This window comes from Pseudomonas sp. WC1 (assembly GCF_050586565.1).
In the GTDB taxonomy this organism is placed as follows: domain Bacteria; phylum Pseudomonadota; class Gammaproteobacteria; order Pseudomonadales; family Pseudomonadaceae; genus Aquipseudomonas.
Genome location: NZ_JBOBDQ010000011.1, coordinates 22,254 through 37,681, shown reverse-complemented (window position 1 = coordinate 37,681; position 15,428 = coordinate 22,254). Strand labels below are relative to the sequence as shown.

At 62.5% G+C, this 15,428-nt stretch carries 13 protein-coding genes; 2 read left to right on the top strand and 11 right to left on the bottom strand.

The window, feature by feature from the left end:
* Window positions 1-97: 97 nt before the first annotated feature.
* From lpxD to rpsB, 11 genes are all read right to left on the bottom strand, one after another.
* Complete coding sequence (gene lpxD, locus ACQ4OD_RS07525) at window positions 98-1,153, bottom strand: UDP-3-O-(3-hydroxymyristoyl)glucosamine N-acyltransferase (RefSeq protein WP_430944113.1); 1,056 nt, start codon at window positions 1,151-1,153, stop codon at window positions 98-100.
* Between the two features lies 1 nt (window position 1,154).
* Window positions 1,155-1,658: an OmpH family outer membrane protein gene (locus tag ACQ4OD_RS07520; protein WP_023629834.1), complete on the bottom strand. Its 504-nt coding sequence runs from the start codon at window positions 1,656-1,658 to the stop codon at window positions 1,155-1,157.
* A gap of 44 nt (window positions 1,659-1,702) precedes the next feature.
* Window positions 1,703-4,051, bottom strand: a complete 2,349-nt coding sequence (bamA, locus tag ACQ4OD_RS07515) for an outer membrane protein assembly factor BamA (RefSeq protein WP_102684054.1) — start codon at window positions 4,049-4,051, stop codon at window positions 1,703-1,705.
* Between the two features lie 75 nt (window positions 4,052-4,126).
* A complete protein-coding gene (rseP, locus tag ACQ4OD_RS07510) occupies window positions 4,127-5,479 on the bottom strand; it encodes an RIP metalloprotease RseP (RefSeq protein WP_430944112.1) in 1,353 nt (450 codons plus the stop codon).
* Window positions 5,480-5,521: 42 nt separating this feature from the next.
* Complete coding sequence (gene ispC / locus ACQ4OD_RS07505; RefSeq protein WP_139669195.1) at window positions 5,522-6,712, bottom strand: 1-deoxy-D-xylulose-5-phosphate reductoisomerase; 1,191 nt, start codon at window positions 6,710-6,712, stop codon at window positions 5,522-5,524.
* Window positions 6,709-7,524, bottom strand: coding sequence for a phosphatidate cytidylyltransferase (locus ACQ4OD_RS07500; RefSeq protein WP_038706689.1), 816 nt, complete (start codon window positions 7,522-7,524; stop codon window positions 6,709-6,711). The genes ispC and ACQ4OD_RS07500 overlap by 4 nt, the downstream gene beginning before the upstream one ends.
* Window positions 7,524-8,279 carry a polyprenyl diphosphate synthase gene (uppS, locus tag ACQ4OD_RS07495; protein WP_102684051.1) on the bottom strand — a complete coding sequence of 252 codons (756 nt, stop codon included), beginning with the start codon at window positions 8,277-8,279 and terminating at the stop codon, window positions 7,524-7,526. The genes ACQ4OD_RS07500 and uppS overlap by 1 nt, the downstream gene beginning before the upstream one ends.
* A 16-nt stretch (window positions 8,280-8,295) precedes the next feature.
* Window positions 8,296-8,853, bottom strand: coding sequence for a ribosome recycling factor (frr, locus tag ACQ4OD_RS07490; protein ID WP_046854394.1), 558 nt, complete (start codon window positions 8,851-8,853; stop codon window positions 8,296-8,298).
* Window positions 8,850-9,593 carry a UMP kinase gene (pyrH, locus tag ACQ4OD_RS07485; protein ID WP_023629889.1) on the bottom strand — a complete coding sequence of 248 codons (744 nt, stop codon included), beginning with the start codon at window positions 9,591-9,593 and terminating at the stop codon, window positions 8,850-8,852. The genes frr and pyrH overlap by 4 nt, the downstream gene beginning before the upstream one ends.
* 177 nt (window positions 9,594-9,770) lie before the next feature.
* On the bottom strand, window positions 9,771-10,634 hold the full coding sequence (gene tsf / locus ACQ4OD_RS07480; protein WP_023629890.1) for a translation elongation factor Ts: 864 nt from the start codon (window positions 10,632-10,634) through the stop codon (window positions 9,771-9,773).
* A gap of 186 nt (window positions 10,635-10,820) precedes the next feature.
* Entirely contained in the window at window positions 10,821-11,558 is a 738-nt protein-coding gene (gene rpsB, locus ACQ4OD_RS07475) for a 30S ribosomal protein S2 (protein ID WP_023629884.1), read from the bottom strand.
* A 347-nt stretch (window positions 11,559-11,905) separates the two neighbouring features.
* Between rpsB and map the strand changes: the two genes are divergently transcribed.
* Window positions 11,906-12,688 carry a type I methionyl aminopeptidase gene (map, locus tag ACQ4OD_RS07470; RefSeq protein ID WP_094011637.1) on the top strand — a complete coding sequence of 261 codons (783 nt, stop codon included), beginning with the start codon at window positions 11,906-11,908 and terminating at the stop codon, window positions 12,686-12,688.
* Between the two features lie 25 nt (window positions 12,689-12,713).
* Entirely contained in the window at window positions 12,714-15,413 is a 2,700-nt protein-coding gene (locus tag ACQ4OD_RS07465) for a [protein-PII] uridylyltransferase (RefSeq protein WP_139669194.1), read from the top strand.
* Window positions 15,414-15,428 lie beyond the last annotated feature (15 nt).

Below are 15,428 nucleotides of genomic sequence, written 5' to 3'. Positions count from 1 at the left end.
GTATAAGAATAGGGAGCGCAGGTGCTGACCACACGCTCCTTTTGCAGATCCAAAGAGGAGCCAGCTAGCGACTGTAACGCTCACTCAGTAAATGGTATCAGCCTTCTGATGTCGGCTGGCCACCTGAGGTCACGGTGTCGACACGCTTTTCCAGCTGCTGGAGACGCTTGGACATCTCATCCAGCTGGCGAATGCGAGCGGCGCTCTTGCGCCATTCGGCCAAAGGTTGCATGGCAGTTCCGGAAGAGTAGCCACCCGGTTCGGTAATCGAACGGGTCACCATGGTCATGCCGGAGACGAAAACATTGTCGCAGACGTCGATGTGACCGACCATCCCGACACCACCGGCAATCATGCAGTGCTTGCCGATACGGGTGCTGCCCGAGATACCGACGCAGGCCGCCATCGCCGTGTGGTCACCGACCTGCACGTTATGGGCGATCTGGATCTGGTTGTCGAGCTTGACGCCATCACCGATGCGCGTGTCCGACAGGGCGCCGCGGTCCACCGCAGTGTTCACGCCAATCTCGACATCGTCGCCCAGGGTGACGCCGCCGATCTGCGCGATCTTGCGCCAGATGCCTTTCTCGTTGGCAAAGCCAAAGCCCTCGCCACCGATCACCGCGCCGGACTGGATGACCACGCGCTTGCCAATGGTCACGTCGTGATACAGCGTGACACGGGGTGCCAACCAGCCACCCTCGCCGATGATGCAACGGGCACCGATGAAACAGTGCGCGCCGACCGTCACGTTGGCGTCGATTCGCGCGCCGCTTTCGACCACCGCGAACGGACCGATGCTGGCGCTGGCATCCACCTGGGCATCCTCGGCAACCACGGCGCTGGGATGGATTCCCGCCACAGCCTTGGGCTTCGGATCGAACAGGTGCGAGATGCGCGCGTACGCCAAATACGGGTCGGCCACGATCAAGGCATTGCCGGCAAAACCTTCGGCGTCCTCGGCCTTGAGCAATACCGCGCTGGCCGTGGAATCGTCCAGAAACTTGCGGTACTGCTTGTTGGCGAGGAAACTCAGCTGCCCGGAAACGGCCTCCTGCAAGGTGGCCAACCCGGTGATTTCCAGCGCCTCGGGGCCTTTGAGCTCGGCGCCGAGGGCTTCGGCCAGCTGGCCGAGTGTCATGGTTACGGTCATATCAACGGGCTTGGTTCATGCGCTCGATGACCTGGCGGGTGATGTCGTACTGCGGCTTGACATCGATGACCGCGCCACGCTCGAGCACCAGGTCGAAGCCGCCCTTCTTGATCACTTCCTCGACAGCGCCATCAAGCTTGGGCTTGAGCTGCTTGAGCATGTCGCGATCCGCCACGGCCTTGGCTTCGTTGAGTTCCTTGGACTGGAACTGGAAGTCGCGGGCCTTTTGCTTGAACTCGAGTTCGAGACGCTCGCGCTCTGGCTGAGGCATCTTGTCGCCGCCCTTGATCAGGCGATCCTGGATGCCCTTGGCGCTGCTTTCCAGGCCCTTGAGCTTGGTCAGTTGCGGGCCGAACTTCTTCTCGGCGTCAACGGCGTATTTCTTGGCCGCGTCGGATTCCAGCAGGGCCATCTGATAGTTCAGCACGGCAACCTTCATTTCGGCGAAAGCCGGGGTGGCGACCAGCGCCGCGGCCACAAGGGCCAGTTGAGTCAACTTACGCACGATGCACTCCTGGATAATCCGTTGTCGTTATGCAAGGGCCGACCTCAGAAGGTCTGGCCCAGAGAGAATTGGAACACTTGCGTGTCGGCGTCGTCCGGCTTCTTGATCGGCATCGCCAGGCTGAAGCTCAGCGGGCCCAGCGCGGTGATCCAGGTTACGCCCAGACCGACGGAACTGGCCATGTCCGAGAAACCGACCTTGGTGCAGTCCGGCTTGGAACCGCAGTTGGTGTCGAACACGTTACCCACGTCCCAGAACACGGAGGTGCGCAGCGAACGCTGGTCCTTGACGAACGGCAGCGGGAACAGCAGCTCCACACCGCCCTGGACGAGGACGTTGCCACCGAACGGCAGCGGATCCTGGTCCGGGTCGGCGATGGTGCCCGGGTTCTTGCCGCTACTAGGCGTGCTGCGTGGGCCCAGGGTGCTGTCCTTGAAGCCGCGCACGGAGTTGAAACCGCCCGCGTAGTAGTTCTCGTAGAACGGCAGCCCCGAAGTGCCGCCAAAACCGTCACCGTAGCCCAGCTCGGTGTGCAGGCGCAGGGTGTAGTCGTTGTTGATCGGCTTGAACAGCTGGCCACGGTAGTCGAGCTTGTAGAACGACAGGTCGCTGCCCGGCACGGTGGTCTCGAGGGTCAGGCTCTGCGAGTGACCACGGGTGGCCAGCACGCCCTTGTTAAGGGTCGACTCGGACCAGCCGATCGACGCCTTGAAGTTGAGGAAGTTGTCGCCTTCGTCCTGGATGAACTTGAAGATCTCATCGACGGTGTAGCGGCCGGTCTTCAGCTTGTCCTGCTGCACGGTCAGGCCGTAGGTCAGGCGCGAAGTCTCGCTGATGGGGTAGCCGAGGCTGACGCCGGCACCCAGGCTGTCCACCGCATAGCTGGCCACGTCGACGTCGAGGTCGTCGTAGTCGGTGCTGCGGTAGAAGGCGTTGTAACCCAGGCTCACACCGTCGGGGGTGAAGTAGGGATCAACGTAGCCGAAGTTGTAGCGGGTCTGGTATTCGGAACGGGTCAGGCCGATGGAGACCTTGTTACCGGTACCCAGGAAGTTGTTCTGGCTGATCGAGCCACCCAGGATCAGGCCCGCGCTCTGGGCGAAACCGACGCTGGCGGTGATCGAGCCGGAGGCTTGCTCTTCGACGCTGTAGTTGACGTCGACCTGGTCGTCGGTGCCCGGCACCGGCGGCGTCTCGACGTTGACTTCCTTGAAGAAGCCCAGGCGCTCGAGGCGGGTCTTGGATTGGTCGATGAGGTAGGTCGAAGCCCAGCCGCCTTCCATCTGGCGCATTTCGCGGCGCAGCACTTCGTCTTCGGTCTTGGTGTTGCCGCGGTAGTTGATGCGGTTGACGTAGGCACGCTTGCCCGGATCGACGACGAACATGATGTCGACGGTGTGATCCTGGTCGTTCGGCTGTGGCACGCCGTTGACGTTGGCGAAGGTATAGCCTTCGTTACCCAGGCGACGGGTGATCAGGTCAGAGGTGGTGGTCATCACCTTGCGCGAGAACACCTGGCCCGGCTGCACCAGCAGCAGCGACTTGACCTGGTCTTCCGGCACTTTCAGGTCACCGGACAACTTCACGTCGCGGACGGTGTACTTCTCGCCCTCGTTGATGTTGACGGTGATGTAGACGTGCTTCTTGTCCGGGGTGATCGACACCTGGGTGGACGCGATGTCCATGTTGATGTAGCCGCGGTCCAGGTAGTAGGAACGCAGGCGCTCCAGGTCACCGGACAGTTTTTCGCGGGCGTACTTGTCGTCGTTCTTGAAGAACGACAGCCAGTTGGTGGTCTTGAGCTCGAACAGCTGGCCTAGGGTCTCGTCGTCGAAGACCGTATTGCCCACCACGTTGATGTGCTGGATCGCGGCCACGGTGCCTTCGTTGATCTTGATCTTCAGGCCGACGCGGTTGCGCGGCTGCGGCACGACTTCGGCGTCGACTTCGGCGGAGTAGCGGCCCTGGGCCACGTACTGGCGCTGCAGCTCGTTACGCACGCCTTCGAGCGTCGCGCGCTGGAAGATCTCGCCTTCGGCCAGGCCCGACTGCTTCAGCCCCTTCATCAGGTCTTCGGTGCTGATCGCCTTGTTGCCTTCGATCTCGATGCTCGACACCGAAGGGCGCTCGACCACGTTGATGATCAGGACATTGCCGTCGCGGTTCAGCTGGATGTCCTGGAAGAAGCCGGTCTTGAACAGCGAGCGGGTGGACTCGACCAGACGGCGGTCGTCGACCTGGTCACCGACGTTCAGCGGCAACGCGCCGAACACGCTGCCGGCGGAAACCCGCTGCAGGCCGTTGACACGAATATCGGAGATGGTGAAGGACTCGGCGTGAACTTCAGCGATCATCAGTGCGGAGAGCACCGCAGTTAGCAGCAGACGTTTCATGAAGTCCTTTTATTCCAACTGGCAATAAACAACCCGCCGCGAGAAAGCGGCAGGTTTCGCGATTGAGCGAAGCTTTTATAGTCGACCCAGATCGTTGATCAGGGCGAGCAACATCACCCCGACGACCAAACTGATACCGATCTGGACCCCCCAACCTTGCACCCGATCCGAGAGCGGACGACCGCGCGCCCACTCGATCAGGTAGAACAGCAAATGCCCCCCATCCAGTACCGGGATGGGCAGCAGGTTCAGAACCCCCAGGCTTATGCTCAGGTAGGCCAGGAAATTCAGGAAATCCCCAACGCCCGACTGGGCTGAAGCGCCCGCCACTTTAGCAATGGTTATCGGTCCGCTCAAGTTTTTTACCGAGAGCTCTCCGAACAGCATTTTCTTCAGCGATTCGAGGGTCAGGACACTCATGTTCCAAGTGCGGGACAAGCCCTCGCCCACCGCCTCCAGCGGCCCGTAACTGACCTCGCGAAGCATCTTCGCCGGCCATTCGCTCGCCTTGACCCCGGCGCCCAGATATCCAGCAGACGCCTGGCCTTCGCCCTTGCGTGCCAGGGTGACCGGTACCTCAAGGGCTGCGCCGTCGCGCTCGATGCGCAGGTTCACCGTGCGCTCGGGGCGGGCGCGGACCGCGTCGACCACCTGCTGCCAGTCGCCCAGCGCCATACCGTCGATCGCCAGCAGCTTGTCACCGGTCTTGAGCCCGGCGGCGGCGGCCGGGCCTTTCGGATCGATCTCCGCCAGCACCGGAACCATCGCCGGTCGCCAGGGACGCAGGCCCAGGGACTGGATCGGATCAGGCTCATCGGCGCCCTTGAGCCAATTGTTCAGGGTAATGTCGAGCTGGCGTTCGGCCGTTGCCCCTTCATCGAGCACACCTACTCGCAGCGTGCCGCTCTCCCCGAGGCGACGCACCAGCTGCAGATTGACCGCCGACCAGCCGTTGGTCGGCTTGCCATCAATGGAAACAATTTCCTGACCGACGCCGAGGCCAGCGCTGGCCGCCAGGCTGCCGGCCTCGACCGCACCAATGACCGGGCGCACCTGCTGCGAGCCGAGCATGGCCAGCACCCAGAAGAACAGGATCGCGAGGAGGAAGTTGGCGACCGGACCGGCCGCCACGATAGCGATGCGCTGGCGCACCGATTTACGGTTGAACGATTGTTCGACCAGCGCCGGCGGCACCTCGCCCTCGCGCTCGTCGAGCATCTTGACGTAGCCGCCCAGGGGAATCGCGGCAACGACGAACTCGGTGCCCTGGCGATCGTGCCAGCGCAGCAACGGCGTACCGAAGCCCACCGAGAAGCGCAGGACCTTGACCCCGCAGCGCCGCGCCACCCAGAAGTGGCCGAACTCGTGGAAGGTGACCAGCACGCCGAGCGCAATCAGCGTGCCGACAATCATGTAGAGCGCAGTCATGTCCTATCTCCGGATGACATTCGGCGGAGCCGGCCGCAGGCTTCAGCGGCCGTGGCGTCGCAACCATTCCCGGGACAGCTCCCGGGCACGCTGGTCGGCGGCGAATACCGCGTCGAGCGTGGGCAATGCCACCACAGGCTCCTGGTCGAGCACTTGTTCGATCATACCCGCGATCTCCGGGAAGCGGATACGCCGCTGGAGAAACGCTTCGACAGCCACTTCGTTGGCGGCATTGAGCACCGCCGGCGCACTGTTGCCCGCCTCGGCAGCCTGACGCGCCAGGCGCAGGCATGGGAAGCGCTGTTCGTCGGGGGCCTGGAAATCCAGACGGGCGATGGCGAACAGGTCCAGCGGCGCCACGCCCGAATCGATGCGCTCCGGCCAGGCCAGGGCATTGGAGATCGGCGTGCGCATGTCGGGGTTGCCCAACTGGGCGAGCACCGAGCCATCGACATAGTCCACCAACGAGTGGATGACACTCTGCGGGTGCACCACCACTTCGACCTGCGAAGGCTTGGCATCGAACAGCCAGCAGGCCTCGATCAGCTCCAGGCCTTTGTTCAGCATGCTCGCCGAGTCGACCGAGATCTTGCGCCCCATGGACCAATTCGGGTGAGCGCAGGCCTGTTCCGGCGTGACATCCAGCAAGGCTTCAGCCGGGGTTTCGCGGAACGGGCCGCCGGAGGCCGTCAGCAGGATCCGGCGCACGCCGACAGCGCCCAGGCCCCGGGCGTAGTCGCCGGGCATGCACTGGAATATCGCGTTGTGCTCGCTGTCGATCGGCAGCAGCACCGCGCCGCTACGCTGCACCGCCTGCATGAACAGGGCCCCGGACATCACCAGGGCTTCCTTGTTGGCCAACAGTACCTTCTTGCCCGCCTCGACCGCGGCCAGGGTTGGACGCAGGCCGGCAGCACCAACGATGGCGGCCATCACGGTATCGACCTCCGATGCGGAGGCGACCTGGCACAGCCCGGCCTCACCTTCCAGCACCTCGGTGGCACATCCGCTCCTGGCCAGCCCCGCGCGCAGCCGCCCGGCCGCCTCGGCACTCGGCACCACGGCGTACGCCGGGAGATGGCGCTCGCACAGGGCCAGCAGCTCGTCGATGCGCGAATAGCCGCTCAAGGCGAACACCTGGTAACGGTCAGGATGGCGAGCGATGACGTCCAACGTGCTCAAGCCAATGGAGCCGGTGGCCCCCAGCACGGTAATGCGTTGCACGCGACTCACATCACACCCCACTCAGCCGCCCACAACAATACGGCAAACATCGGAATCGCCGCGGTCAGGCTGTCGATGCGATCAAGCACGCCGCCATGGCCCGGCAGCAGGTTGCTGCTGTCCTTGATGCCTTCACGGCGCTTGAACATGCTTTCGGTCAGGTCGCCGACCACCGAAGACATCACCACCACCACGGCGCCCAGCAAGCCCAGCAGCACCTGGCCGACACTCCAGTCACGGGCAATGCCCACGCCCAGGGTGATCAGCAGGCTGACCGCGAGGCCGCCATACACGCCCTCCCAGCTCTTGCCCGGGCTGACCTGTGGCGCCAGCTTGCGCTTGCCGAAGGCACGGCCGGAGAAATAGGCACCAATGTCGGCCGCCCAGACCAGCACCATGACCGCCAGGATCAGCCAGTTGCCCAGCGGCCAGTGCTTGAGCAGCACCAGACCCTGCCAGGCGGGCAGCAACACCAGCAGGCCGATCAGCAGGCGGCAGGCGGCACTGCTCCACAGCTCGCCGCTGCGCGGATAGGTCAGCACCAGCCACGTGGCCAGCGCCCACCAGATCACCGAAGCGCCCAGCACCCAGGGCGCGAGATCCGGCATCAGGTAGAGCAGCATCAGCCCGCCCGCGACCACGGCGGCATAGGCGATGCGCAACGGTTGCGCCACCAGGCCGGCCAGGCGCGCCCACTCCCAGGCACCGAGCGTCACCACGAAACCGATGAAGAGGGCGAAATCCCCACCATTGAGCAGGAAGAAACCACCCACCGCGATCGGCAGCAGGATCAGCGCGGTAATGATGCGTTGTTTAAGCATTAAGCACGGGCTCCGGCTTCGACCTGCTCGCTGGTCTTACCGAAGCGGCGCTGGCGCGAAGCGAAATCGGCCAGCGCATTGCGCATGGCCTCGTGTTTGAAGTCCGGCCAATAGAGGTCGGAGAAGTACAGCTCGGCGTAGGCCAGCTGCCACAAGAGGAAATTGCTGATGCGGTGCTCGCCACCGGTGCGGATGCACAGGTCAGGCAATGGCAGGTCACCCGTCACCAGGCAGGTCTGCAACAGATCCGGCGTGATGTCCTCCGGCCGCAGATGGCCGGCCTGCACTTCACGCGCCAGGCGCTGGGCAGCCTGGGCAATATCCCACTGGCCACCGTAGTTGGCGGCGATCTGCAGGATGAAGCGGTTGCTGCCGGCGGTCGCAGCCTCAGCCTCGCGCATAGCAGCCTGGAGTTCAGGGTGGAAGCGTGAGCGGTCGCCGATGATGCGCAGGCTGATGTTATTGTCGTTCAGGCGCTTGGCCTCTCGGCGCAGCGCCTTGAAGAACAGGTCCATGAGGGCACTGACTTCGTCCGCCGGTCGCTGCCAGTTCTCACTGGAGAACGCAAAAAGCGTGAGCACCTCGACCTTGGCCTCGGCGCACACTTCAATTACGGCGCGCACCGCATCGACACCCGCTTTATGCCCGGCAACGCCGGGCATAAAGCGCTTCTTCGCCCAGCGATTATTCCCATCCATGATGATCGCCACGTGACGCGGCACCACGGAGGGCACAGTCTGCTTGGTCTTTTCCATGAAGGCGTCCTGACCCTTAGATGGCCATCAGGTCCTTTTCTTTTGCTTCGGTGGCCTTGGCGATCTGCGCCTCGAAATCCTTGATCAGCTTGTCGATGTCGGCACTGGCACGACGCTCTTCGTCTTCACTGATTTCCTTGTCCTTGGACAGCTTCTTCAGGTCACCCATGGCGTCACGACGAATGTTGCGCACGGCAACGCGGGCATCTTCGGCTGCGGCGCGGGCCTGCTTGGTGAAGCCCTTGCGGGTTTCTTCGGTCAGCGGGGGCATGTTGACCAGCAGCAACTCACCCAGGTTGGTCGGGTTGAGGTTCAAGCCGGCACTGCCGATGGCCTTGTCGATGGCGCCCAGCATGTTGCGCTCGAAAGGCACCACTTGCAGGGTCTGGTTGTCTTTCACGGTCACGTTGGCCACGCTGGTCAGCGGGGTGTCGGTGCCATAGTAAGGCACCATCACGCTACCCAGGACGCTGGGGTGCGCCTTGCCAGTGCGGATCTGGCCAAATGCGTGGATCAGCGACTCCAGCGACTTTTGCATGCGCGCCTGGGCGTCTTTCTTGATTTCGTTGATCATTTTTGAACTTCCTCGATCAGAGTTCCTTCCGCGCCGCCATGCACGATGTTCAGCAGGGCGCCGGGTTTGTTCATGTTGAAGACGCGCAACGGCATCTTGTGATCGCGGCACAGGCAGATTGCCGTCAGGTCCATTACACCCAGCTTGCGATCCAGCACTTCATCGTAGGACAGATGATCGAACTTCTCGGCATGCGGGTCCTTGAATGGATCTGCAGTGTATACACCATCGACCTTGGTTGCCTTCAATACCACGTCGGCATCGATTTCGATGGCGCGCAGGCAAGCGGCGGAGTCGGTGGTGAAGAACGGGTTGCCGGTACCGGCAGCGAAGATCACGACTTCTTTCGAGTTCAGGTGGCGCATGGCCTTGCGGCGATCATAGTGATCGGTGACGCCGACCATGGAGATGGCCGACATGACGATCGCGGTGATGTTCGCCCGCTCCAGCGCGTCGCGCATGGCCAGTGCGTTCATCACGGTGGCCAGCATGCCCATGTGGTCGCCAGTGACCCGATCCATGCCGGCCGCGCTGAGCGCCGCACCACGGAACAGGTTGCCACCACCGATCACCAGGCCGACCTGGACGCCGATGCCTACCAGTTGGCCGACTTCCAGCGCCATGCGATCCAGGACCTTGGGGTCGATCCCGAACTCTTCCGAGCCCATCAGGGCCTCGCCGCTAAGTTTGAGTAGAATGCGTTTATAGCGAGCCTGATGACCACTGCCCTGCTGAGCCATTGCGAATCTCTCCTGCGGCGTTTGTAAAAATCTGGCGGGCTGCTTCAGCCTGCGCGTAACTCTAGCGTGACGCAGCTACTGCGTCAGCGAGCAGCGGTCTGGTAAACCACTCCCGCTTTGACAAAGAGGCTGCGCGCGTGAGCGGGCAGCCTCTTTGGGGCGACAGACGAGTCCGTCTTACTGCTTGGCGGCAGCTACCTGTGCGGCAACTTCGGCAGCGAAGTCGTCAACCGGCTTCTCGATGCCTTCGCCAACCTTGAAGTAGGTGAAGGAAACGATTTCGGCACCGGCTTTCTTGGCCAGCGCGCCGACTTTGACTTCCGGGTCCATCACGAAGGCTTGCTCTTTCAGCGAGGCTTCGGCTTTGAACTTGGAGATACGACCGTTGATCATGTTTTCAACGATGTTTTCCGGCTTGCCGGCGATCTTGTCAGCGTTCAGCTGCAGGAAGACGTTCTTCTCGCGCTCGATGGCCTCGGCAGAGATTTCCGACGCATCCAGGAACTCTGGGTTCGAAGCGGCAACGTGCATGGCAATGTTCTTGGCCAGATCGACGTCACCGCCTTTCAGGACAACAACTGCACCGATCTTGTTACCGTGCAGGTAGGCACCGACAACGTCACCTTCAACGCGCACCAGGCGACGGATGTTGACGTTCTCACCGCACTTGGCGACCAGGGCTTCACGAGCGGCTTCACGCGAAGCGATCAGCGGAGCGGCGTCGGTCAGCTTCTCGGCGAAGGCCTGCTCGATGCTTTCGGCGACGAAGTTCTTGAAGTCGTCTTGCAGGGCCAGGAAGTCGGTCTGCGAGTTCACTTCCAGCAGGACGGCGGATTTACCGTCGGTCTTGACGGCGATGGCGCCTTCGGCGGCAACGTTGCCAGCCTTCTTGGCGGCCTTGATGGCGCCCGAGGCACGCATGTCGTCAATGGCTTTCTCGATGTCGCCGCCGGCCTTTTCCAGGGCCTTCTTGCAATCCATCATGCCTTCGCCGGTACGCTCGCGCAGTTCTTTGACCAGCGCTGCAGTAATTGCTGCCATTTCAAAATCCTCTTGGAAAGTTTTTCAACCATTCCACCCGTTCGTCACGGGCGTTAAATTCTGCAAATCCGCTGTTTTTACCTCAGCCGGCCCATGATGCGGGGCCTTCGCTGACAGCAGGATTTCAAGGTGGCAAAAAGGGGGCAAAGCCCCCTTTTTGCGTGCCAAGTAGACGCTAAGCGTCAATTACTCGGCAGCAGGTGCAGCCGCTTCTTCAACATAGACTTCAGTGCCGCCGGCAACGTTGTTGCGGCCGCGGATGACGGCGTCGGCCATCGAAGTCATGTACAGCTCGATAGCGCGGATGGCGTCATCGTTACCTGGGATGATGTAGTCAACACCTTCAGGGCTGCTGTTGGTATCGACAACGCCGATAACCGGAATGCCCAGCTTGTTGGCTTCGGTGATGGCAATGCGCTCGTGGTCGACGTCGATCACGAACAGGGCATCAGGCAGGCCGCCCATGTCCTTGATACCACCCAGGCTGCGGTCCAGTTTCTCCAGATCGCGCGAACGCATCAGGGCTTCTTTCTTGGTCAGCTTGGTGAAAGTACCATCTTCGGCCTGGGTTTCCAGGTCACGCAGACGCTTGATCGAAGCGCGGATGGTCTTGTAGTTGGTCAGCATGCCGCCCAACCAACGGTGATCAACGTATGGCGAACCGCAACGAGCAGCTTGCTCGGCGACGATCTTGCCGGCGGAACGCTTGGTGCCGACGAACATGATCTTGTTCTTGCCCTGGGCCAGGCGCTCTACGAAGGACAGAGCCTCGTTGAACATCGGCAGGGTTTTTTCCAGGTTGATGATGTGGATCTTGTTGCGCGCGCCGAAAATGTACTTGCCCATTTTCGGGTTCCAGTAACGGGTCTGGTGGCCGAAGTGCACACCGGCCTTCAGCATATCGCGCATGTTGACTTGGGACATGATAGTTCCTTGATAAGTCGGGTTGGGCCTCCACGTATCCCAATGACCAACCCGTGTTTCCAGGGAAACCGGGCACCCAGGCCATCGTGTCGACACGTGTGTGGGTTTGAGCTGACGGAGGACATCCCCCGAAAGCGGCGCATTTTATACCACAGCCGGCGAGCGAACGGAACCCGGATGATGCTTCGTCCGTCAGCGGCTTTTGCAGCCCCCGCCTTTTGGGGCCAGAATGCCCTCAATAGACCACCGGATCTGCTGGACTATCCCGACAGATCGACGCCGCGCTCTGGTAGAATCCGGCCTTTCCCGTTTGTTCGCGCCGCCCGCGGCGCCGTAGAGAGCCTGTAATGACCGTCACCATCAAGACCGCAGAAGACATCGAGAAGATGCGCATCGCCGGCCGCCTGGCCGCCGAAGTGCTGGAAATGATCGAGCCACACGTCAAGCCCGGTATCACCACCGAGGAGCTCGACCGCCTCTGCCACGACTACATCGTCAACGAGCAGAAGGCCATCCCGGCGCCACTGAACTACAAAGGCTTCCCCAAGTCGATCTGCACCTCGATCAACCACGTGGTCTGCCATGGCATCCCCAATGACAAGGCACTCAAGGATGGCGACACCATCAACATCGATGTGACCGTGATCAAGGACGGCTACCACGGTGACACCAGCCGGATGTTCCATGTCGGCACCGTCGCGCCGTGGGCCGAACGCCTTTCCAAGGTCACCCAGGAGTGCCTGTACAAGGCCATCGAACTGGTCAAGCCCGGCTGCCGCCTGGGCGACATCGGCGAGGTGATCCAGAAGCACGCCGAAAAGAACGGTTTCTCGGTGGTCCGCGAGTTCTGCGGCCACGGCATCGGCAAGGTGTTCCACGAAGAGCCACAGATCGTCCACTACGGCCGCGCCGGCACCGGCATGGAGCTCAAGGAAGGCATGACCTTCACCATCGAGCCGATGATCAACCAGGGCAAGGCCGACACCAAGGTGCTGGGCGACGGCTGGACCGCCATCACCAAGGACCGCAAGCTCTCGGCCCAGTGGGAACACACCCTGGTGGTGACCGCCACGGGCTACGAGATCTTCACCCTGCGCAAGGACGACACCATCCCGCGCACCTCGGCCTGATACTGAACCACAGGAACGCGACTCGATGCCCCAGGTGGATCCCGAACTGTTCGACCGCGGCCAGTTCCAGGCGGAACTGGCCCTCAAGGCAAGCCCCATCGCCGCTTTCAAGAAGGCCATCCGCATGGCCAGCGAGGTGCTCGACAAGCGTTTTCGCGAAGGCCGCGAGATCCGTCGGCTGATCGAGGACCGCGCCTGGTTCGTCGACAACATCCTGCAACAGGCCTGGCACCAGTTCAGCTGGGGCACGCCAGACGGCATCGCCCTGGTGGCGGTTGGCGGCTACGGCCGTGGCGAGCTGCATCCGTATTCGGACATCGACCTGCTGATCCTGCTCGACGCCGCCGAGCACGAGCAGTACCGCGATGCCATCGAGCGCTTCCTCACCCTGCTCTGGGACATTGGCCTGGAGGTCGGCCAGAGCGTGCGCACCGTCGACGAGTGCGCCGAGCAGGCCCGGGCCGACCTCACGGTCATCACCAACCTGATGGAAAGCCGCACCATCGCCGGCCCCGAGCCCCTGCGCCAGCGCATGCTCGACGCCACCAGCACCGCGCACATGTGGCCCAGCAAGGAGTTCTTCCTGGCCAAACGTGCCGAACTCAAGGCCCGCCATCACAAGTACAACGATACCGAGTACAACCTCGAACCCAACGTAAAGGGCGGCCCGGGCGGCCTGCGCGACATCCAGACCGTGCTCTGGGTAGCCAGGCGCCAGTACGGCACGCTGAACCTGCACGCGCTGGCCGGTGAAGACTTCCTGCTGGAGAGCGAAAACGAGCTGCTGGCCTCGTCCCAGGCCTTCCTCTGGCGTGTGCGTTACGCCCTGCACATGCTGGCCGGGCGCGCCGAAGACCGCCTGCTGTTCGACCACCAGCGCAGCATCGCCGCGCTGCTGGGCTACACCGACGAGAACCCCAAGCGCGCCATCGAACAATTCATGCAGCAGTACTACCGGGTGGTGATGAGCATCAGCCAGCTGTGCGACCTGATCATCCAGCATTTTGAAGAGGTGATCCTGGCCGATGACAGCGGCGCCACGCAGCCGGTCAATGCGCGGTTTCGCCTGCACGATGGCTATATAGAAGCGGTCAACCCGAACGTTTTCCGGCGCACCCCGTTCGCCATGCTGGAAATCTTCGTACTGATGGCCCAGCACCCCGAAATCAAGGGCGTGCGCGCCGACACCGTGCGCTTGCTGCGCGAACATCGCCACCTGATCGACGACAAGTTCCGCCACGATATCCGCAACACCAGCCTGTTCATCGAGCTGTTCAAGTGCGAGATCGGCATCCATCGCAACCTGCGGCGAATGAACCGCTACGGCATCCTCGGCCGCTACCTGCCAGAGTTCGGCCTGATCGTCGGGCAGATGCAGCACGACCTGTTCCACATCTACACGGTCGATGCCCACACCCTCAACCTGATCAAGCACCTGCGCAAACTGCAATACACGCCCGTCTCGGAGAAATTCCCGCTGGCCAGCAAGCTCATGGGCCGCCTGCCCAAGCCCGAGCTGATTTACCTGGCAGGGCTTTACCATGACATAGGCAAGGGTCGCCAGGGTGACCACTCCGAACTGGGCGCCGTCGACGCGCAAGCGTTCTGCCAGCGCCACCAGTTGCCGGCCTGGGACAGCCGCCTGATTGTCTGGCTGGTGCTGAACCACCTGGTAATGTCCACCACCGCCCAGCGCAAGGACCTCTCCGACCCACAAGTGATCAACGATTTCGCGCTGCATGTCGGTGACGAGACGCGCCTGGATTACCTCTACGTGCTGACCGTGGCCGACATCAATGCCACCAACCCCAGCCTGTGGAACTCCTGGCGAGCGAGCCTGCTGCGCCAGCTCTATACCGAAACCAAGCGCGCCCTGCGCCGTGGCCTGGAAAACCCGCTGGACCGCGAAGAGCAGATCCGCCAGACGCAAAGCGCGGCGCTGGACATCCTGGTGCGCGAGGGCACCGACCCGGATGACGTCGAGCAGCTCTGGTCGCAACTGGGCGACGACTACTTTCTCAAGCACACTGCCGCCGATGTGGCCTGGCACAGTGATGCGATCCTCCAGCAACCGGCCGATGGCGGCCCGCTGGTGCTGATCAAGGAGACCACCCAGCGCGAATTCGAGGGCGGCACGCAGATCTTCATCTACGCCCCCGACCAGCACGATTTCTTCGCCGTGACCGTGGCCGCCATGGCCCAGCTCAACCTGAACATCCACGATGCCCGGATCATCACCTCGAGCAGCCAGTTCACCCTCGACACCTATATCGTGCTCGACAACGACGGCGGCTCGATCGGTGACAATCCACAGCGGGTCAGGCAGATCCGCGACGGCCTGACCGAGGCGCTGCGCAATCCCGAGGACTACCCGGCGATCATCCAGCGCCGGGTGCCACGCCAGCTCAAGCACTTCGATTTCCCGCCGCAGGTGACCATCCTCAACGACGCCCAGCGCCCGGTGACCATCCTCGAGATCACCGCGCCCGACCGCCCCGGCCTGCTGGCCAGGATCGGGCGGATCTTCCTCGAGTTCGACATCTCACTGCAAAACGCCAAGATCGCCACTCTCGGCGAGCGCGTGGAAGACGTGTTCTTCATCACCGACGCCGACAACCAGCCGCTGTCCGACCCGCAGCTGTGCAGCCGCCTGCAGGAAGCCATCGTCCAGCAGTTGCAGGCCGGCCAGGCCAGCGACGCCAGCCCTACCCGCATGACCTTTTGACGCTAACGAGACCTT